This is a genomic window from Synechococcus sp. ATX 2A4, assembly GCF_024346375.1.
Classification (GTDB): Bacteria; Cyanobacteriota; Cyanobacteriia; order PCC-6307; family Cyanobiaceae; genus MW101C3.
Map to the genome: position 1 here is coordinate 180189 of NZ_JAGQCV010000001.1, position 20384 is coordinate 200572.

General features: G+C 68.0%; 16 protein-coding genes. 6 read left to right on the plus strand and 10 right to left on the minus strand.

What is annotated here, in order from left to right:
- Window positions 1-41 precede the first annotated feature (41 nt).
- Window positions 42-1424 (plus strand): PhoH family protein, encoded by a 1383-nt coding sequence (locus tag KBY97_RS00825; RefSeq protein ID WP_255144751.1) that lies wholly within the window; start codon window positions 42-44, stop codon window positions 1422-1424.
- A gap of 5 nt (window positions 1425-1429) precedes the next feature.
- Here the strand turns inward: KBY97_RS00825 and fumC are convergent, their stop codons facing one another.
- The 5 genes from fumC to hisA all read right to left on the minus strand — a co-directional run bounded on the left by fumC (window position 1430) and on the right by hisA (window position 7342).
- Entirely contained in the window at window positions 1430-2806 is a 1377-nt protein-coding gene (gene fumC, locus KBY97_RS00830) for a class II fumarate hydratase (protein ID WP_255144752.1), read from the minus strand.
- Window positions 2806-3402, minus strand: a complete 597-nt coding sequence (locus tag KBY97_RS00835; protein ID WP_255144753.1) for a thylakoid membrane photosystem I accumulation factor — start codon at window positions 3400-3402, stop codon at window positions 2806-2808. Before KBY97_RS00835 ends, fumC begins: the two co-directional genes overlap by 1 nt.
- Before the next feature lie 39 nt (window positions 3403-3441).
- Window positions 3442-5136 (minus strand): DUF3685 domain-containing protein, encoded by a 1695-nt coding sequence (locus tag KBY97_RS00840; protein WP_255144754.1) that lies wholly within the window; start codon window positions 5134-5136, stop codon window positions 3442-3444.
- Window positions 5137-6053: 917 nt separating this feature from the next.
- Window positions 6054-6416: a Fur family transcriptional regulator gene (locus KBY97_RS00845; protein ID WP_255144952.1), complete on the minus strand. Its 363-nt coding sequence runs from the start codon at window positions 6414-6416 to the stop codon at window positions 6054-6056.
- Between the two features lie 164 nt (window positions 6417-6580).
- Window positions 6581-7342, minus strand: coding sequence for a 1-(5-phosphoribosyl)-5-[(5-phosphoribosylamino)methylideneamino]imidazole-4-carboxamide isomerase (gene hisA, locus KBY97_RS00850; protein ID WP_255144755.1), 762 nt, complete (start codon window positions 7340-7342; stop codon window positions 6581-6583).
- Between the two features lie 90 nt (window positions 7343-7432).
- Here hisA and KBY97_RS00855 point away from each other — a divergent pair, with 90 nt between their 5' ends.
- Window positions 7433-8350, plus strand: a complete 918-nt coding sequence (locus KBY97_RS00855; protein WP_255144953.1) for an NAD-dependent epimerase/dehydratase family protein — start codon at window positions 7433-7435, stop codon at window positions 8348-8350.
- On the opposite strand, the gene KBY97_RS00860 is transcribed toward KBY97_RS00855, so the two are convergent.
- Window positions 8322-8939 (minus strand): CDP-alcohol phosphatidyltransferase family protein, encoded by a 618-nt coding sequence (locus KBY97_RS00860; RefSeq protein ID WP_255144756.1) that lies wholly within the window; start codon window positions 8937-8939, stop codon window positions 8322-8324. The genes KBY97_RS00855 and KBY97_RS00860 overlap by 29 nt on opposite strands.
- Before the next feature lie 125 nt (window positions 8940-9064).
- Between KBY97_RS00860 and KBY97_RS00865 the strand changes: the two genes are divergently transcribed.
- Entirely contained in the window at window positions 9065-9499 is a 435-nt protein-coding gene (locus KBY97_RS00865; RefSeq protein WP_255144954.1) for a CBS domain-containing protein, read from the plus strand.
- On the opposite strand, the gene pdeM is transcribed toward KBY97_RS00865, so the two are convergent.
- A complete protein-coding gene (pdeM, locus tag KBY97_RS00870) occupies window positions 9456-10142 on the minus strand; it encodes a ligase-associated DNA damage response endonuclease PdeM (protein WP_255144757.1) in 687 nt (228 codons plus the stop codon). The genes KBY97_RS00865 and pdeM overlap by 44 nt on opposite strands.
- Before the next feature lie 95 nt (window positions 10143-10237).
- Here pdeM and KBY97_RS00875 point away from each other — a divergent pair, with 95 nt between their 5' ends.
- Complete coding sequence (locus tag KBY97_RS00875) at window positions 10238-10474, plus strand: hypothetical protein (RefSeq protein WP_255144758.1); 237 nt, start codon at window positions 10238-10240, stop codon at window positions 10472-10474.
- 159 nt (window positions 10475-10633) lie between these two features.
- On the opposite strand, the gene KBY97_RS00880 is transcribed toward KBY97_RS00875, so the two are convergent.
- Entirely contained in the window at window positions 10634-11863 is a 1230-nt protein-coding gene (locus tag KBY97_RS00880; RefSeq protein ID WP_255144759.1) for a glycosyltransferase family 2 protein, read from the minus strand.
- A 703-nt stretch (window positions 11864-12566) separates the two neighbouring features.
- Between KBY97_RS00880 and KBY97_RS00885 the strand changes: the two genes are divergently transcribed.
- A complete protein-coding gene (locus KBY97_RS00885; protein WP_255144760.1) occupies window positions 12567-13163 on the plus strand; it encodes a hypothetical protein in 597 nt (198 codons plus the stop codon).
- A gap of 174 nt (window positions 13164-13337) precedes the next feature.
- Complete coding sequence (locus KBY97_RS00890; protein WP_255144761.1) at window positions 13338-15464, plus strand: 4Fe-4S binding protein; 2127 nt, start codon at window positions 13338-13340, stop codon at window positions 15462-15464.
- Window positions 15465-15543: 79 nt separating this feature from the next.
- Here KBY97_RS00890 and KBY97_RS00895 read toward each other — a convergent pair whose 3' ends face one another.
- Together KBY97_RS00895 and KBY97_RS00900 are read right to left on the minus strand one after the other, a co-directional pair.
- Window positions 15544-17754 carry a PhoX family phosphatase gene (locus tag KBY97_RS00895; RefSeq protein ID WP_255144762.1) on the minus strand — a complete coding sequence of 737 codons (2211 nt, stop codon included), beginning with the start codon at window positions 17752-17754 and terminating at the stop codon, window positions 15544-15546.
- The gene (locus tag KBY97_RS00900; RefSeq protein ID WP_255144763.1) at window positions 17744-20275 is read right to left on the minus strand and encodes a glycogen/starch/alpha-glucan phosphorylase; all 2532 of its coding nucleotides are present in this window, start codon (window positions 20273-20275) and stop codon (window positions 17744-17746) included. The genes KBY97_RS00895 and KBY97_RS00900 overlap by 11 nt, the downstream gene beginning before the upstream one ends.
- Window positions 20276-20384: the final 109 nt, after the last annotated feature.

The following is a 20384-nucleotide window of genomic DNA, read 5'->3' on the forward strand; positions in this document are numbered from 1 at the left end:
GCACCGCCTTAGCTTTCTGGGCGGCAGGACGCCGGCACGCCATGAAGAAGACCTTCGTTCTCGATACGAACGTTCTGCTGCACGACCCGCGGGCGCTGGTGCGTTTCGAGGACAACAACGTCGTGATTCCAATCGAAGTGGTCGAGGAGATCGATCGCTTCAAACGGGACAGCAGTGAGAAGGGCCGCAATGCCCGTCAGGTGTCGCGCCTGCTTGACGGCTTACGCGAGAAGGGCAACCTGGCGGAGGGGGTGGAGATCGACCCGATCGCCCACGGCCAGCTGAAGGTGGTGTTCTGCCGCAGCGAAACGCTCAGCCAGTTGCCGCCGGAACTGAAATCCGGCAACGGCGACAACAACATCCTGGCGGTGGCGCTGGAGCAGCGCCTGCAAGGCGTGATGGGCAGCCAGCCGCCCGTGATCCTGGTCACCAAGGACACCAACCTGCGCATCAAGGCGGATGCGGTGGGCCTGATCGCTCAGGACTACACCAGCGACAAGGTGGCGATCGCCGATCTCTACCCCGGCACCGCCGAGTGGTGGGTGAGCGCCGCCCAGATGGCGCAGCTGCAGCGCGAGGGCAGCCTGGTCGTGGCGGAGCTGCCACCGCTGCCGCCGGACGCTCCCCTGCTGCAGGCCAATGAGGGCGTGACCCTGGTGGATACGGCCCAGCCCGGCCACACCCTGCTGGCCCGCTATTGCGCCGCTGCCGCCCAGTTGAGGCCCCTGCCCAAGGTGTCCCGCGCCAAGCTGGGCCGGGTGTCAGCGCGCAACCGGGAGCAGACCTTCGCGCTTGATCTGCTGCTCGATGCCTCGATCCAGCTGGTGACGCTGGTGGGCAAGGCCGGCACCGGCAAGACGCTGCTGGCCCTGGCGGCCGGTCTGCATCAGGTGGCCGATGACCACACCTACGAGCGCCTATTGGTGACCCGGCCCGTGATCCCCCTCGGCAAGGACATCGGCTTTCTGCCCGGCGATCTTCAGGAAAAGATGGGTCCGTGGATGCAACCGATCGTCGACAACCTCGACTATCTGCTCGGCAGCGACGACCCGGGTCAGGCCCAGGCCCGGGGCGCGCGCAGCGCACGCAACAACTGGCTGGATCTCAAGAGCATGGGCCTGTTGGAAGTGGAAGCCATCAGCTACATCCGCGGCCGCTCGATTCCCAACCAGTTCATGGTGGTGGATGAAGCCCAGAACCTCACCCCCCATGAGGTAAAAACGATTGTGACCCGGGTGGGCGAAGGCACCAAGATCGTGTTCACCGGTGATCCCTACCAGATCGATAATCCTTATGTGGATGCCGACAGCAACGGGCTCACCTGGCTGGTGGAGAAGTTCAAGGGCCAGGAGCTGGCTGGCCATGTGACCCTGCGGAAGGGGGAACGCTCCGCCTTGGCGGAGTTGGCGGCCAATCTGCTCTGAGCCGCTCAGATCATCCGGGCGGGATCAATGCAGCGGTCGAAGGCTTCAGGGCTGATTTCCCCGAGCACCAGCGCCGCTTCCCGCAGGCTGAGCCGGTGCACGTGGGCGTGGCGGGCGATGCGGCAGGCGCCGTCGTAGCCGATGGCGGGAGCCAGCGCGGTGACCAGCATCAAGCTCTGATCGAGCAGGGTTTCAATGCGGGCGCGGTCGGGCTCGAGCCCTTCAATGCAGTGTTCGCGGAAGGCGTGGCAGCCGCCGGCCAGCAATTCGATGCTCTGGAGCAGGTTGAGCGCAATCAGCGGCTTGAACACGTTGAGCTCGAAGTTGCCCTGGCTGGCGGCCATCTGCACGGCGGTGTTGTTGCCCATCACCTGCACGGCCACCATCGTGAGGCTCTCGCACTGAGTGGGATTCACCTTGCCGGGCATGATGCTGGAGCCCGGTTCGTTTTCCGGCAGCACCAGTTCCCCCAGCCCGCAGCGGGGGCCGCTGGCGAGCCAGCGGATGTCGTTGGCGATCTTCATCAGGCTGCCCGCCAGCACCGTGAGCGCGCCGTGGGCACCGGCCAGCGGCTCATGGCCTGCCAGGGCCTGGAATTTGTTGACGGCGCTGGTGAAGGGCAAGCCGATCCGTTCCGCCAGCCGGGCGGCCACCGCCTCGCCGTAGCCCTTGGGGGCATTGAGGCCGGTGCCCACCGCCGTGCCACCGATCGCCAGCTGCAGCACCTGGGGCAGCAGTAGGCGGAGGCCGGCGGCGGCCAGCTGCAGCTGGGCCACGTAGCCGCTGAATTCCTGGCCGAGGCTGAGCGGCACCGCATCCTGCAGGTGGGTGCGGCCGATCTTGATGATGCCGCGGTAAGCCTCGGCCTTGGCGGCCAAGGTGGCGGCGAGCGCCTCCACCGCCGGCAGCAGGGTGTGTTCGAGCTGAATCGCCACGGCGATGTGCATCGCGGTGGGAAAGGTGTCGTTGCTCGACTGGCTCAGGTTGACGTGGTCATTCGGGTGCACCGGGTGCTTGCTGCCGAGCACACCGCCAGCGGCTTCGATCGCCCGATTCGCGATCACCTCGTTGACGTTCATGTTCGTCTGGGTGCCGGAGCCGGTCTGCCACACCTTGAGCGGGAATTCCGGGTCGAGCGCCCCTGAGGCCACCTCTTCGGCCGCCGCCACGATCAGCGCCGCCAGCTCGGGCGTCAGCTGGCCCATGGCGCTGTTCACCTCGGCGCAGGCCGCCTTGAGCTCGCCGAAGGCATGCACCAGCTTCAGCGGCATCGCCTCACCGAAGGGGAAGAAGTGCAGGGAGCGCTGGGTCTGGGCGCCCCAGTAGTGCTGGGCCGGCACCTCCACTGGCCCGAGGCTGTCGGTTTCGGTGCGGGTGGCCATCAGCTGCCGGACACCACTTCGCTGTTGAGCTCGTTGAAGCTGCGGGTGCTGGTGGCCCGCTCACCGCCGGCGGGCTCCAGGCCGGTGGCCTCGGTGAGCACGGTGCTGATCGTGGTGGTGTTCACCTGGCCGTTGGCATCGAGCAGCACCTTGCCGTCGCCATCGAAGACCACCACCTGCGGAATCGTGCCGTTCCAGTAGTGCACGGGATCATCGGGACCCTGATCCTCCAGGCCCTGCAGCGGATCGGTGGTGAGCGGGATCAGCTCCACATTGCGACCCCACAGGCGCTGCAGCTCCGAGAGCACTGGCGCGAACTGCTTGCTGTCGGCGCTGTCATCGAGATAAAACACGAGCACCACGGGGCGATGGTCGGCGCGGGCCTGGGCCAGCGTGCTGCGGGGCGGCACCAGCGAGCCGTTGCCCGCGTAAAGAGCATAGATGTTGCCGTCGTAGCTGTTGGTGGTGAGCGAGGCCAGCGCCGGCCGCGGGGATACCAGCAGCAGCAGCGCCACCAGCAGCGCCATGCTGCGGCGGATCAGGGAAGGAAAGGCGGTAGGGCGCAGCAACCGGAGCGGGAGGCGGGTTGGGGTCATTGTGACGCCCAGCGCGAAAGGCCAGGGCTCAGCCCCCACTCACGGGCGGTTGATGCCCTTGCCCATCCCCTGCAGGATGCCCCGGCCGATCAGGCCGATGGCCCGGCCGATCACCTGGGTGAGCACCACCACCAGCAGATCGCCCAGCTGGCGCAGGAACGACTGCAACTGCGGCGCCACGGCATCACGGGCTTCGAGGGCCAGGGTGACCGCCTGCTGCAACCAGCCCAGCTGGCGCAGTTCGCGGTCGCGGGGCTCGGTGAGCAGCAGCGGCGTGATCCGGCCGGCTTGCAGGCGGAACAACAGCCGCCGGCTCTCGTAGAGCTGGATCGGCCGTTCGAACCAGCTGCTCCAGCGCTGCTGAGCATTGAGCTGGTTGCGCAGGCGCTCCAGGCTGCGGGTGGCCAGCAGCTCATGCACCAGCAGATAGCGCCTGAGCTCCGGCCAGTCACCGCAGCAGGCCAGGAGCTCGGCGCTGATCAGCTCAGCCGTGCGGATCAGCCAGTTGCTCACCAGGGCTTCCAGGTGCAGCAGAGCGGTGGGCTCATCGGGAGACAGCAGGCGGCCGTCCACCAGCAGCGGTTGGCCGCCCATCAGCGCGCTGAGCATCGGCAGTGAGGCGGGGAGTTCCGGGTCGTTGTTGGTGAGCACGGTGGTGCTGGTGAGCTGGTCGGCCACCGGCAGCAGCACCCCATCGAGGGGAAGCCGCACGTAGGCGCCGGCCACCTGCCGCAGGGCATGGCGGCGCAGCTCCGGCTGCAGTTCCTGCCAGCGGGCCTCCAACGTGTCGTTGGCGGGTCGTTCCTGCCGCAGCCGCACCAGGAGCTGATCGAGCTGGCCCAGCAGGGCGAGCAGCAGGTCGCGGCGCCGCTCCACGCTGAGCCCCTGCAGGGCGAACAAGGTACCGGCGTGCGGATCAAGCGGTCCCGCCAGGCTGGCGTCCTGCAGCCGTTGGCGAATGGCGCTCCACACCCCTTCGGCGGTGCGTTGCCGCAGGGTGATCGCCGTGCTGCCGCTGACGGGGGGAGTCGGCAGCTGGCCCGTTGCAGCAGGGTCCGGCGGGCCAGCGTCGTCACTGATCAGGGCATCGCCCCAGGCCAGCACCAGCGGCCCCCACAGCCAGAGCAGCAGGGAGCGGGCGGCGCCGAGCTCCCGCAGGCGGCCTTCGAGGATCAACTGCAGCAGGAAGGTATCGGGCGGTGGATTCAGCAGGCGGCGGCACAGGCGCAGCTCGGCATCGATCTGCTGCAGGCCGCTCTGCAGCAGCCATTGCCCCAGCCCGATCGGCCCCATCAGCGGCGTGACCTCAGCGGCTGGAGCACCATCGCCCTGAAGATCCACCACCCGGCCACCGGCCAGCAGGGTGCCCACCGCAGCCAGCAACGCCTCGGGACCGGGATCCTGCAGCAGGCCGGCGACGGGAAGCTGCACCAACCAGTCGCTGGAGCAACCCGGCTGCGTGGGTAACAGCAACAGCAGCGGGGCGGGCTGCCAGCGCTCTTCCAATCGCTGCAGCTCCCGCAGCAGGTTGGCGGGCTGCACCGGCGCGCTCACACTCCAGATCAACAGCTGGGGTGCCCGGCTGCAGGCCGCTGGATCGGTGAAGATCTCCGCGGTGCAGGGGGCGGCGCTCAACAGACGGCTGAGGCCATCGCGCAGCAAGGGGTCGGCGAACAGCAGGATCCTGGGACGGTGTGCTGCCGTGGCTGGAGCGTCCTCAGGGGCTGGTGTCACTCGTGGCGTGCGGTCATTGGCGCCAAGGTAACGAGCCTGCGGCGATTTCTCCAGCGTGAACGCAGGCCATTGGCGCGAAAAGATGCGTGCCGCATGCTGAGCCGATCGCGATCTGCCTGTTCTGATCTTTGTCTGGCCTGAGGATGAACGGTGGAAATGGTTCGTGGTGGCGGCTTGCAAGAGGAGACCTATTCGGAGCAAGAGGGCCGCTCACTCGGCCAGATTTCAGAGAATCGGAGTGAGGTTTTCAGAGAATGGGGGATTGAAGAGGGAAGGCCGCACAAAGCGAAGGCATGAAAAGCAGACACTTAGAAAAGGAAAGGGGATTGCAGCATCAAACGGTGCAATCAGCCAAGTTCATGAATGCAGAGCCATGCAATCAGGACAATCTTGCCACCCGAAGTAGCAAGGGAGCATGCAATGCGGCGGGATGCCCTGAGTAACAGCAGCTCGCCACAGCATTGGCGCCGATCCCGACACCATCGTCAAGTCCGGCTGGCAAGTCGCCAAGTCCGACTGTGCAGGAATCCTGCCTCAAGAGGCACTGCCTGGGGCAACAAATCTCCTGCCAAACAATTCACAGATGCGGCGCCATGATCAGCGCCTAAAGATCAGGAAACCTAAGACGATGCAGGCAAAGCTAAAACAGACTGAAGTCAACGCAGGCAAACGCTCAAGCAGATAACAATCAAGCGATTGTTGATCAAGCCACGTCAAGAATCAATGTCAGCATATCTATCAATCAAGCAAGGTATTGGCCATGTCGTTCAGCCAACAAATGAGCCAAATGCAAAAGACAGCTGGGACAAGCTGCATGCCAACGGAACAGCTCGGCCACCGGTAACGGCTGCATGGAGAACACCCATGTCGCACCTTTTTTCTCTCACCGGCGCAACCCACTCACCGGCGCCACACGCTCAGTGGCGGGGCCGGCCGGCCAGTTGCAAGGTGTACGACTCGATCGTGTAGCCGGTGAGTTCTTCGATGCGGTGGACCAGTTCCGCGGGGAGCACCACATCAAGATCCTGGATTTCGCCACTCTCCAGGCAGGTGAGGTGGCTGTGGGGGTCGCTGCGGTAGCCATAGAGGCGGCCGTTGGCGCGATCGAGGCATTCGATCACCCCGGCGCTCTGCAGGGCTTCGAGGTTCTGATACACGGAGGTATGGCCGATGCGGCGTCCTTGCTGATTGAGGCGCTCAAAGATGTCGCGGGCACTCAGGTGACGCTGTTCTTGCCAGAGCAGTTCGAGCACGAGCTTGCGCTGGCGGCTGAGGCGCATGCCCAGATCGCGGCAGCGCCGAAACACCTCGAGCACCCCTGCGAGGGCGGCGGGGCCTGTGCTCTGCCCGTTGTTCAGCGGTGGGGCAGACGCAGCCTTCACACGTGGATACGAATGCTTTACCTCAACCTTAATCGATTCTCGCTTTGGCAAGGGACAGGCCCTTAGCAGACGCTGGGCGGAATCGGATCCTGTAACCGCTCCGGTCCCACGGCCTGCAGCGCTTCACGAAAATCGACCGCCCCGTCGTAGAGGGCCCGGCCCACGATCACCGCCTCCACGCCCAGCGGCTCCAGGGCCAGCAAGGCCAGCAGATCGGTGAGCGATCCCACGCCGCCGGAGGCAATCACCGGCACCGGGCTGGCGGTGGCCATCGAGCGCAGCGCCTCGAGATTCGGGCCGGCCAGGGTGCCATCGGTGGCGATGTCGGTGCTCACGATCGCCGCCACACCGCTGCCCTCGAAGCTGGCGGCGAGAGCTGTGGCCTCCACCGCGCTTTCCTCCAGCCAGCCGCGGGTGGCCACCTTGCCGCCGCGGGCATCGATGCCCACCACGATCCGGCCGGGGAAGCGGGCCGCCAGCGCATGCACCAGCTCTGGCTGCTCGATCGCCACCGTGCCCAGGATCACCCGCTCCAGGCCCGCGGCGAGCAGCGCTTCCGCCCGCTCGGCCGTACGCACACCGCCGCCCAGCTGCACGGGAATGCGGAGCGCCGCCGTGATCGCGCGCACCACCGCATCGTTGACCGGTTCACCACTACGGGCGCCATCGAGATCGACCAAGTGCAGCCGTTCGGCCCCCTGGCGCTGCCAGTCGAGGGCCTGCGCCACCGGATCGTCGCTGAAGCGGGTGACCTGGTCGTAATCGCCCTGGTGCAGCCGCACGCAGTGGCCGTCGAGCAGGTCGATGGCGGGAATGATCTGCATGGCGGAGCGGGTGAGCCGTGGTCGGGGGCCATCCTCGCTGGCAGGGGTGGGGGCAGCGCTTGAATGGCGGCGCCGTTGCCGCTGCCTTCCGTGAAGATCCTGGTGATGGGTGGCACCCGCTTCATCGGTAAGCCCCTGGTGGCCCAGCTGCAGGGCTATGGCCATGCGCTCACCCTGTTCACCCGCGGCCGCCATCCGGTGCCGGCCGGAGTGGAGCATCTGGTAGGCGACCGCAGCGATGCCGCCGCGCTTGAGTCCCTGCGGGGCCGCGCCTTCGATGTGATCATCGACAGCAGCGGCCGCAACCTCGACGACAGCCGGGCGGTGGTGGAGCGCACCGGCCCCCCTGCCCATCGCTTCGTGTATGTGAGTTCGGCCGGCGTCTACGCCGACAGCGAGCTGTGGCCGCTGGATGAAAACGCCGCCACCGATCCGGCCTGCCGCCATGCCGGCAAGCTCCACACCGAAGACTGGCTGCGGGCCGAGCGCATCCCCTTCACCAGCTTCCGTCCCACCTACATCTACGGCCCCGGCAACTACAACCCGGTAGAGAGCTGGTTCTTCGACCGGATCGTCCACGACCAGCCGGTGCCCCTGCCCGGCGACGGCACCACCATCACCCAGCTGGGCCATGTGAGTGACCTGGCCACGGCCATGGCCCGCTGCCTGGAGGTGGAGGCCGCCACCAACCGCATCTACAACTGCTCGGGCCGCAAGGGCGTGACTTTCCGCGGGCTGGTGGCGGCGGCGGCACGGGCCTGTGGCAAGGATCCGGCGGCGGTGACAATCCGCACTTTCGATCCCTCGGGCCTCGACCCCAAGGCCCGCAAGGCGTTTCCTCTGCGCCTGGCCCATTTCCTCACCGATGTACACCGGCTGGAGCGGGAGCTGGCCTGGACGCCTTGCTTCGATCTCGATGCCGGCCTGGCGGACAGCTACAACAACGATTACGCCCTTCGCACCGCCGCCCGCCCGGATTTCAGTGGCGACGCGGCGCTGCTGGGCTGAGGTACCCCAGCGCCGAACTCAGGGCCAACGCCAGCGACGGCCAGAACAGCCACCAACCGGTGCTGTGCAGCACGGCAACCAGCCCGGCCTGGCCGAGCCCCAGCCCCCAGCGTTCGGGCCAGAGCAGCAGCAGCAGGGCGCTGAACTGCAGCACCGTCTTGGCCTTGCCGGCGCGGGAGGCGGGGCCGCCATCCCCCTGGCCGGCCCGCCAGCCGGAGATCAACAGTTCACGGGCCAGCAGCAGCCACACCGCCCAGAGCGGCAGATTGCCGGCGGCGCCCAGCCACAGCAGCGGGGCACTGATCAGGATCTTGTCGGTGAGGGGATCAAGGCGGGCGCCCCAGGCGGAACCGCCGCCGGCACGGCGGGCCAGGGCGCCATCGGCCCAGTCGCTGAAGCCGCCGATCAGCAGCAGGCACCAGGCTGCCCCCTGCAGGTCGGCAGCCAGCAGCAGCAGCAGCGGCAGGCCGAGCACGGCCCGCGCCACTGTGAGGCCATCGGCAAGGCGCCGGGCCGCAGAAGCGGCAGGCCGGTCGGTGGGTCGGTCGGCAGGTCGGCCTGTGGGTCGGTGCTGGGGTGTCGGCGTCAAGCTGGGCAGGTCGGAAAGGGCAGTCTGCTGCTGCGGATCCTGAGCCCTCGCTGGCCTAGAACCATTTCAACCGCAATGCACCGATGACCCTCGACTCCCAGCCGACCCTGCGGGTGGCGGCGGCCATGACCAGTCCAGTGTTGAGCGTGACACCCGAAACCCCCCTGCAGCAGGCGGTGCAACTGCTGAGCGAACACCACATCAGCGGCCTGCCGGTGCTGGATGCCAACGGAGCGCTGGTAGGGGAGCTCACGGAGCAGAACCTGATGGTGAAGGAAAGCGGCTTTGACGCCGGCCCCTACGTGATGTTGCTCGATGCGGTGATCTACCTGCGCAATCCGCTCGACTGGGACCGGCAGGTGCACCAGGTGCTGGGCAACACGGTGGGCGAGCTGATGGGCGCTCACCCCCACACCTGCTCTGCCGAGCTCTCCTTGCCGGAGGCGGCCCGGCTGCTGCAGGACCGCAGCACCCAGCGGCTGTTCGTGCTTGAGGGCGACAACCTGGTGGGTGTGCTCACCCGCGGTGATGTGGTGCGCGCCCTGGCGGCGGCGGCTTGAGCCAGGCCACGATCGAGCCGTCGGCCACCAGCCAGCGCTGGTGGTAGGCCTCGCAGGGGTGGCCGCCGGTGAGCGTGCCGAAGGCCGGCAGCACCAGGCGCTGGGCGTCGGCGTGGTGCACAAAACAGGGCAGGCGCAGCCGATCACTGCGGCCACCAACCGTGGCCACCGGATGCAGGTGGCCACAGAGCTGCAGCAGCTCACTGCCGCCCGCTGGCAGGGGTTCCGGACCGTGGCTGAGCCAGAGGGGCCCGCGTCGGCTGCTGGGCTGCTGCACCAGCCCTTCGAGCCAGCTGCCCCGTTCGTGGTTTCCGGCGATCAGGGTGAGCGGGCAATCGAGCAGCTCCGGCAAGGCCTGGATTTTCTGGCGTAGCTCACCGGTGAGGCCAAGCCGTCCGTGGATCAGATCACCCAGCACCAGCACCTCATCGGGCTGCCAGCGGTGCGCCAGGGCGATCAGGGCGTTGAAGGTGGCGGCATCGCCATCACTGGGCAAGGGCACGCCGTGGGCCTGAAACGACTCCGCCTTGCCCAGGTGCAGATCCGCCACCAGCAGCAGGCGCTGGGCAGGATCCCACACCGCCTTTGCTCCCAGGAGCTCAAGCCGATGGCCGCGCCAGTGGAAGGGAAGGTGTTCGCTCAACGGGTTTTTTGAGGAGCCTTGCTGCTGATGTGTTCCATCTGATACCCAGTTTCCCGCTCCATCCGTCAAGATTCCCTCACTAGGCGGCACTCCCCGTGAGCCAACGTCGTTCCCAGCGCCAGCTTCCTGGAGAGACTCTCCAGTGGATCGAAGGCCGCCTGCGTGATCTGGAGCGGCTGGAGTTTTTTGAAGAGGCCTACGCCCTGCGGATGGAAATGGCGGAATGGCTGCTGGAGCGTGACAGCAGCATGTCCGTGAGCAATCTGACGGTGGCCCGCCTGCTCCGTGATGGCTGCCTCGCCCCGGCGCCACCGGTCTCGGAGCAGGGCTGAACCGCCGCCGCTCCGTAACCTGCACCCACCTTTGGCACCGCCTCTGTCATGACCATCGCCCTGCTCGTTGCCCTTGTCGGTTCGTTGGCGCTGATGTCGGTGATCATCCGCCGGCTTGAGAAGGCCTGAGCACCCCCTTCAGGCCAGTGAGCCCCGCCTTCAGGCCAGTGAGCGCCCACGCCAGGTCCAGCCTCGGCCGGTGGTGGTTTTCCAGATCGAGGCCAGCGTGATCGCGGCGATCAACCCACCGCCCAGCCCGGCCAACCACCAGTGCCGTGCCGGCAGCAGCACCCGATGCTGCGCCCAGAGCCGCAGGGCCAGGTGCAAGGCAATGCCGGCCGCCGCCGGGGCCAGCAGCGGCGAAAGGTTTCCTTCCTGCAGGCTGTCGATCCCGGCCAAGGCCAGCAGCAGCCAGGGACCGCTGAACAGCAGCAGCGTCACAACGCCACTGGCGAGCACCAGCGCACCGTTGCCCTGCAAGCCCAGATACCAGTTCTTGGTCCAGCCTTCCCAGAGGCCGGCGAAATCGCGGTACATCCTCAGGCTCACAAGATCCAGCGCCAGCAGGTAACGCAGCCGGAACCCCTGCCCCTTGATCGCCCGCGCCAGGGCCATGTCCTCCACCACTTCCGCCGCCACGGCCCGGTGCCCGCCGATGGCGTCGTAGGCGCTGCGGCGAAACAGCATGAACGGCCCGGCAGCAAAAGCGCTGGGGTCGTGTGGGTCGTTGGTGCGATCGGTGGGGAAGCCCAGGGTGAGCAAAAACGCCACGATCGGCTGCACCAGCCACTCCGCCAGGCAGCCGCAGGCCAGGCGCGGCGCCAGGCTGAGCAGGTCACTGCCCTGTTGTTTGGCGTCCTGCAGGGCGGCCCGTAGCGCGCCCGGGTCCACGCTCACATCCGCATCGACAAACAGGATCCAGCCGTGGGGGGTGGCCGGCGGCCGTTGCCGTGAGGCTTCGCTGCACGGCCAGTTCTTGCCACACCAGCGCTCCCCGACCGGCCGGGGCCCGCAACGCAGCACCTGCCCTGCCGGCAGAGGCACGGGGGCGGATGCTGGGGTCGCCCGTTCTGCGATCACGGCTTCCGCCTTGCGGATGGTGTCGTCGCTGGAGCCATCGTCGGCCACCAGCACCTGCCAGTGGCCGCAGGGTGGATCGCTCGCCAACAGCGCCCTCAGGCAGCCCTCAATGTTGGCGGATTCGTTGTAAGTGGGCACCACCACCAGCAGATGGTCGTCGTTGGCGGTGGCGAAGTCAGTGGCGATGGCGGTGGCGATGGCGGTGCCTTCGGCGCTGCTGCGGCCTTCGCCATTGGCGCGCTGGAGCCGGGGAGCACGCCGCAGGATGACCTCCAGCAGCACCAGCATCAAGGCCAGCCCGGCAACCACCGACCAGCCAAGCGTCAGCGTTGCTGTATGCCAATCGATCGTCAGCGCAACTGAGAACCAGCCGACCGTTGAGATTGCCGGCCACGTGAACGTCAGCACCAGCGCCATTCACGCATCCTCATCAGCTTGGGTGTCCGCCCTCCAGCATGGGGCTGCGGCCCCAGCGAAGCAGGCACCGGCAGGGGGGCCAGCATGGTGGATTGTCAAAGGCGGACCCAGCCTGGGATCCTCAGCACCACTGAATTCCCGCAATGCTCGGTTGACAGCCTCTTCGCCTGGCAGGCCTATCACCAGGCCATCTTGGGAACGGCGTCAAGCACAAATATCTCTGCTCATTTAGAAATTCATCGAGATATGCATTCCGTAATGAATATCTTCGTGCCATCGCATTCTCTTGTACCAGTTGCAAACAGCCTCAATCGCCAGCCATCGCGCAGGTTTGAACAAATCCCACAGGGTGGTCATTGAGCAGAAGTCAATGCTGCCTCAGCAGAGAGGATGGACGGCGAGTCGCGGCGTGGCAGTGGCGCTTAAGGCTGTGCCACAAGTCCCACTGGCATGAGCGCAACGTGGAGCTTGGGCGGCACGCTGATTGGCAACCAGGGTCACATTCGGTCACCGCTGGTGCTGCGGCAATGCTTGCCACTGAGGAGCGGTTCGATTTAGTTAAAGGCCCCTGAGTGTCACCACGATGGACGGACGCATGCAACGGCTATTGCTCACGTCGCTGCTCCCCTATTCCATGGCCCTGGCACTGCTGCTGCACGTGCCGGCGCGGGCCTCCACCTACCAGGCGCTATGTGGGACCGCCGCCTGCACCGTGAACCTCGACGCCAACGGCATCGCCTCGCAGGGGCGTTTCATCCCGATCGGCCGGGTGGCGCAGTGGTTCACCGGAGGCCAGGAAACCTTCGACACCACCAACGGCACCGTGGGCGCGATCGGTGGCGGCACGGCCGGGGCGATTGCCGGTGGCGTGCTGCTGGGGCCGATCGGGCTGGTGGGGGGCATGGTGGGCGGCGCCTTTGCGGGCTCCAGGGCCGGCAAATCGGCCGACCTGTATTTCACGGTGGTGGGTTATGACACCGCGGGCCAGAAAACCACCTTCAGCTTTCGGTTTGTGAACCCGACACCGGCCAACCAGCTGAAAACTGAACTGCCGATGTTCACCGGTCTGGCGATGGGCCAGGTGCGCCCGATTGCGGAATTGCAGCGCACCGGCATCGCCCTGCCGGAGCGGCTGTCAGACCTGCCGCCCTCCCTGGCGATCCCCTCCCAGCCCTACGCCCCGGGACGCTGAGGCCTGCTGCATGGAGGTCTGCTGCATGGAGGCCTGCTGCATTGATCCCCAGGTTTGGTCGCAACGCGCAGAAGCGCACCAGAGTGGAGCCATCTGCAGGCACCGGCCTTGAACGCGCCTCTGCCCCCAGAGCCCACCGCTCCAGACCCCATCGGGACGCTTGAGGAACACGGCGTGCCCGAGGCCTTACTGCGGCTGGCTCCGTTTCTGGTGGGGCCGGCGCGGCGGGGTGTGGTGGGCTCAAGCCGCTATGCGCGCACCCTGCGCGATGCGGTGCACCGGGCCGCCGCCGACCCCGCGCACGGGCCGGTGCTGCTCTCGGGGGAACCGGGGCTGGAGAAGGACAACCTGGCGGCCCTGATTCATCGCGGCTCCAGCCACCGCCGCCGCCTGATGGTGCGGCTGGATGGGGCGCTGCTGCGGGCCGACGGCAGTGACCTGTTTGGTGTCGCCGGCAGCGGTGGGCACGGCGCGTTGTTGGAGGCCCTTGGCGATGGCGCCCTGCTGATCGACCAGCTCGACCGGGTGGATCCCGCCCTGCTGCCCGCCCTGCTGCAGCTGGCCCGCGACGGTAGCTGGCAGGCACCGGGGGAGCCGCCGCCCCAAGACCAGGCCACCGCGAGCCATCACTTCGCGGGGCGTGTGTTCTTCACCGCCGAATCGGCCCTGCCGGCCTTCGATCGGGTCTGCAGCCGCATCCGGGTGCCAGCGCTGCGGGTGCGGCGCCAGGACCTGGGCGAATGGCTGCGGTACCTGCTGCGCCAGCAGAGCCGCCACCTCGGCTGGCCGGTGGCGCCGGCGGTGGGGGCAGAGGTGGTCCGGCGCTTGCAGACCCACGATTTCCCCGGCAACATCCGCGAGCTCAAACAACTGGTGGAGCGGGCCCTGCGGCAACTGCCGGTGCCGTCCGCCGCCACGGCCGGCGAACGCCAACCACCGCTGCTGCCCGAAGAGGTGTTCTGGCTGGCGCCACGGCAGCCTCGCCTGCGCTTCGATCTCTGGCGCTGGAAGCCCTCCCTGCGCGGTCGCATGCGCTCGCCGCGCTTCTGGAACGCCCTGCTCTTCGGCCTGGTGAGCTGGGTGTTCGTGCTGGTGAACATCTGGCTGTGGGCCGGCCCCCAGGACCGCGCCCACAACGGCGGACTGGTGTTCTTCTGGGCGTGGTGGTGGCCGCTGATCCTGATCAGCTACCCGCTGGTGGGGCGCCTGTGGTGCTCGTTCTGTCCGTTCATGGTGTGGGGAGAGATCGCCCAGCGGCTGTCCCGTGCCGTGGGCTGGCGACCCGCCGCCTGGCCCCACGGCGACACCGACGCCTGGGCGGCGCCCTGCCTGGCGGCCGGCTTCGCGGCGATCCTGCTGTGGGAAGAGCTCAGCGGCATGGAAAACGTGGCCCGGCTGAGCAGCAGCCTGCTGCTGGTGATCACCGCCGGCGCCGTGATCTGCTCGGTGCTGTTCGAGAAGCGCTTCTGGTGCCGCTATCTGTGCCCGGTAGGGGGCATGAACGGCCTGTTCGCCAAGCTCTCGGTCGTCGAGTTGCGTGCCCAGGCCGGCGTCTGCGCTGGCAGCTGCAGCAGCTACGCCTGCTTCAAGGGTGGGCCGGCGGAAGGGGAGGGGCTGGCCACAGCTGGCTGCCCGCTCGGCACCCATCCCGCCCACCTGACCGACAACCGCAACTGCGTGCTCTGCCTGACTTGCGTCCAGGCCTGCCCGCACCGCTCGGTGCAGCTGAGTGTGCGGCCCCCCGCCGCTGATCTGCAACGGGACATGCGGCCGCCGGCGGGGGAGGCCGGCCTGATCCTGGTGCTGGCCGGTGGCGTGTGCCTGCACGTGTGGCAACGCCTGCTGGGCGGCCTGCCGCTGGCGCCCGCCAGCCTGCAGGAGGGCCCGCTGCTGCCCCGCCTCGCCTTCGCCGCTGTGGCACTGGCGCTGCCGTCGGCGCTCTTCCTGCTGGCCCGGCTGGTGGCGGCACTGCGGAGCTCCGTGCCGGCCCCGGGCCTGCGCCTGGCGCTCTACGGCCTGCTGCCGTTGCTCTGGGCGCTGCTGCTGGCCCGCCATCTGCCGCTCGGCATGGCAGAGGCGGGCCTGGTGCTGCCCGTCAGCTTCCAGGCACCGCTTCCGGCCTGGAGCGCCGACCCCCACGTGATCGCCTTCTGTCAGAGCGTGGTGGTGCTGGTGGGCGCCGCAGGCTCCCTGCTGCTGCTGCGCCGCTTGCTGACGCCGGGGCGCTTGTCCCTGTGGGGCGGCTGGCTGGCGGCGCTACTGCTGGCCACCTCGGGCCGCTGGCTGGTGGCGGTGGGCTGATGGCGGTGGGCTGATGCACTGACCACGGATCACCGATCACCGGGTCGCGGTTCACGGTTCACGGTTCACGGTTCACCGTTCATAGGAGGCGCTGGCTGGTCGGCGCTAGCAGCGGAGCGCCATCCAGGCGGCGGATCGCCACCACCCCTGGCCTTGGCGGCCGCCCCGGCACCCCCGACGGCCAGTTCGAGCCCAGCGGCACCCAACGCAACTGGTCAAAGGGGAGGCCATCGCGGTTGACCAGCCGGTAGCCCTGACCTTCGCGGGCAGCGCCGGCCCTGGTGCCATTCGCTTCGCCGGGGTGCTGCACGGCCAGAAACAGGCTGGTTTCGGCGGCATCGAAACAGGGACCGCACAGCTCGCATTCCATCGGCCCCGTGGCGAACAACAACGCCTCCCCCGCCGCCGGCCCGCTGCGGGGCAGCAACCAGCAGCCGTTGTTGCCGAACTGCAGGATCTCCCTGCCGCGGCCGGCGTGGTCGGTGACCATCCAGAGGTTGCCGGCGCGATCGAAGGCGAGGTTGTCGGGGTTGGTGAAACCGGCGCCGCCCTGCCATGGCGTGCCGCCGGTGGCCGCCATGCGCCAGCGGAAGCGGCTGCCCGCTGCAGGACCGCCATCGCTGAGCCGCATGATCCAGCCGTGCGGCCAGCTGGCTTCACCGGCCGGGCCACGGAAGATGGCGGGATCGGCGCGGCCATCGGCATTGGCGCCGCCGGCGGTGAAGGCGATCAGCAGGTCGCCGTTGAGGGGATCGAGATCGGTATCTTCCGGCCGCGCCGAGGGCGTGGCGCCCGCGGCGGTGGCGGCCAGATGGGCGTCGATCAGGATTGCCCCCATCCGCTGCTCGCCCTCGCCTGGGTAGAGGTCGCCGAGGGTGGGGAAGCGGCGGCGGTAGTCCACCACCTGGGCATCGCTGCTGAACGTTTCGGCGCCGGCGCGGCGACGGTCGCTGTGGGGCAAGCGGCAGGCCTGCGGCACGCCGTGGCCTTCGAAGTGGCTGGGCAGCAGCGGATCCACGGCCGTGCTCGGCGTCAGCGGCAGCCACTGGCCGCTGCCGTCAGCGGCGAAGCGGGCCGCCTCCAGGCGGCCGTCCTGCAGCAGGCGGGAGTTGGTGGGGTCGGCGGGATCGCTGATCCGCCCCGCGCTCACGAAGCGATAGAGATGACCCCCCATGCGGTCGCAGCCGGAATACACCACCAGCGGCTCACCCGCCTGCGCCCGCACCGCCACTGCCTCATGGCGGAAGCGCCCCAGCCAGCTGTGCTTCACGGCAGGCTGCTCGGGCCGCTGCGGATCCAGCTCCACCATCCAGCCATATTTGTTGCCCGCCAGGGCAAAGGGGTTGCCGAGGCCCTTCACCCGCTGCTCGCCGAACTGGAAGGGCAGCTGGGCCGGCGGCGAGGCGCTGCCATCGGCAAACACCGCTTCGGCCACCTGATCCTGGAAGTTTTCCTCAGCGCTGAGCACCGTGCCCCAGGGGGTGACGCCGCCGGCACAGTTGGCGAAGGTGCCGATCACACGATCGCCGAGGCCGTCGTCATAGCCGAGGCGCTCGCGGGCGCGGAACACCGCCGCCGCCGGCCCGCTCACCCGCAGCAGGGCGGCCGGATCCTCCAGACCGCTGAGCCCATCGATGCGCCGGTCGTAGCGGCCGGACTCCCGCCGCCAGCTGCCCTCGCCATCGCGGCGCAGGGCGATCACGCCGATGCCCAGATCGCGCAGGGCCGCCGCCGCCAGCTGGCGGCACTGCCGTGCCAGCAGACCAGCCGGATCCAGCGACGGCACGTCCACAGCACCGCCCCGCTCCACCAGCGCCTGGATCACGGCGCGGGCGGGCAGCTCCTCACCGGTGGCCTCCTTGAAGCCTTCGAGCCAGGGCCGCGGGCTGATGTACTCGAAGTTGACCGTCAGCAGCGCCAGGCCATCGCCCAGCTCCCGCAGGGCCAGGTAATCGTTGTTGTAGCCGAAGCGGCCCGCCGCCACCGGCTCGCCCCACACCGCCACCAGTTCGGCGCGGTAGCCGTCCGGCACCACCAGCCGGTCGTCGAGCGTGATCACGCTGAACAGGCGCTGCTGCTCGGCGCCGCTGAGCCCAGCCACCGGCAACGGCAGGGGGCCGGGCAGGGGCTTGAAGGGCAGTGCGTTGGGGGAGGGAGGCCGCCGCGCGGCCGTGCGGGAAAGGGCCTGGGCGGCCGGCGGGTTGGCCCCGCCCGAAGCGGCGGCAGCGGCAACCGATACCCCCAGGAGGGCCAGCAGCTCGCGGCGGCGCAGGAGCGGATCAGCAGCCATGGGTCATGGCGATGCGCAGCGGGCGCACGCCCCAGATGCCATCGCAATACTGGCGGATGGCACGGTCGGAGGAGAAGAAGCCGCTGCGGGCGGTGTTCAGCAGCGACCGGCGGGTCCACAGGGCCGGCTGGCTCCAGGTGCGGCTCACCTGATCTTGGCAGGCGAGGTAGTCGTTGAAATCCGCCAGCAGAAAATAGGGATCGGCCCCCCGGATGGAGTCGACCAGGGGGCGGAACAGGTTGCCATCCCCTGCGCTGAAGTGGCCCGCGCTGATCAGATCCAACGCCTCGCGCGCCAGGGGTATCGCGTCGAGGCGGTCGTGGGGTTGACCTTTGGCGCGCAGCTCGGCGATCTGCTCGCTGGTGCGACCGAACAGGAAGAAGTTGTCGGCACCCACCTGATCGCGGATTTCGATGTTGGCCCCGTCAAGGGTGCCGATCGTGAGCGCACCATTGAGGGTGAATTTCATGTTGCCCGTGCCGGAGGCCTCCAGCCCGGCGGTGGAGATCTGCTCGGAGAGATCGGCCGCCGGATACACCTTCTCCCCCAGCTTCACGTTGTAATCGGCCAGGAACACCACCTTCAGCAAGCCGCGGACATCGGGGTCGGTGTTGATCACACCGGCCACGCCGTGAATGAAGCGGATGATCAATTTCGCCATCGCATACCCCGGCGCCGCCTTGCCCCCGAAGATCACCGTGCGCGGCACCATGCCATCGCTGTCGCCGCGCTTGAGCCGGAGGTACTGAGCCACCAGTTGCAGGGCATTGAGGTGCTGCCGCTTGTATTCGTGGATCCGCTTCACCTGGACGTCGAACAGGCTGGCCGGATCGATCACCTGACCGCTGCGCGCCTCGATCAGGGCCGCCAGGCGCTCCTTGGCGGCGCGCTTCGCCCCGGCCCAGCGCTCCAGAAAGGCCGCATCGTTCTGCCAGGTTTCCAGCCGCTGCCAGAGCTCCGGAGCGGCAGGCCAGGCGCTGCCGAGCGCTTCGTCCAGCAAGGCGCCCAGGTCGGGATGGGCGAGGGCCAGCCAGCGGCGCGGCGTCACCCCATTGGTGACATTGGTGAAGCGCTCCGGCCAGAGGCGGGCGGCGTCGGGGAAGAGGCTGGTGCGCACCAGCTCGCTGTGCAGGCCGGCCACGCCGTTGATCCTGTGGGCCGCTGCCACGGCGAGGTGGGCCATGCGCACCCGCTTGCCACCCGTCTCATCGATGATCGACACGCGCCGCAGCAGGTCGTTGTCGCCCGGATGCCGCAGCCGCACCTCCTGCAGAAAGCGGTGGTTGATTTCCAGGATCACCTCCAGATGCCGTGGCAACAGCGAGGCGAACAGGCCCAGGTCCCAGCACTCCAGCGCCTCCGGCAGCAGGGTGTGGTTGGTGAAGGCGATCGACCGGCTGGTGATGTCCCAGGCCGCCTCCCAGCCCAGCTCCCGCTCGTCCACCAGCAGCCGCATCAGCTCGGCCACGGCGATCGCCGGATGGGTGTCGTTGAGCTGCACGGCCCAGTGTTCGGCAAACGCTTCGATCGGGATGCCCCGCAGCATGAGGCTGCGCACCATGTCCTGCAGGGAACAGCTCACGAAGAAGGCCTGCTGCCGCAGGCGCAGCCGCCGTCCGGCGTCACTGCCGTCGTTGGGATACAGCACCTTGGAAAGCGTTTCCGAACCCACCTTCTGCTCCACCGCGCCGTAGTAATCACCGCGGTTGAAGGCATGGAAATCGAAGTCTTCGGCGGCGCCGGCCCGCCAGAGCCGCAGCCGGTTGCAGCTGTTGACGCGAAAGCCCAGCACCGGCACATCGTGGGGAATGCCGATGACCGCTTCAGCAGGCACCCAGCGATGCCGCAATTCCCCGCGTTCATCGCGGATCTGTTCGGTGTGGCCGCCAAAACCCACCCTGCAGCTGCGCTCGGGTTGGATCAATTCCCAGGGCCAGCCTCCCTTCAGCCAGCCGTCGGTGATCTCCACCTGCCAGCCGTTTTCGATCAGCTGATCAAAGATGCCGAACTCGTAGCGGATGCCGTAGCCGGTGGCGGGGATCTCCAGGCTGGCCAGCGACTCCATGTAGCAGGCCGCCAATCGTCCCAGCCCGCCGTTGCCCAGGCCCGGCTCATCCTCTTCATCAAGCACCGTGTCGAGGTCGTCGATGCCAAAACGCCGCAGGGCTTCACGGGCCTGCTCGGCGATGCCGAGCATCAGCAGGTTGTTGCCCAGCTGCGGGCCAATCAGGAACTCAGCCGAGAGGTAGGCCACCGCCTTGGGCCGCAGCCGCCGCAGCTCGTCCTTGTAGGCGAGGTGACGGGTCATCAGCCGGTCGCGCACGGCATAGCTGAGCGCCATGTAGAGGTCGTGGGGGCTGGCCCCCCTGGCCTGCCGTCCCAATGTGTAAAAAAGGTGTTCGGTCATGCCGTCGACCAGATCCTCAGCGCTCAGCCCGTTGCGTTGCGGGTCGCCGTAGCTGGCCGGCAGGGGCAGGTCGGAACTGGAGGGCGCCAGGCTCGGCGTCTGCGGTCCAGACATGGCTGACGGGCGTGGAACCCTTTCACGCTGTCGGTGGCCGGTTAAGGGCTGATCAACAGGCGGTTGGGCTTCGGAAGCCGTCACATTTCGCGGTCAGCTCCGCCGATGA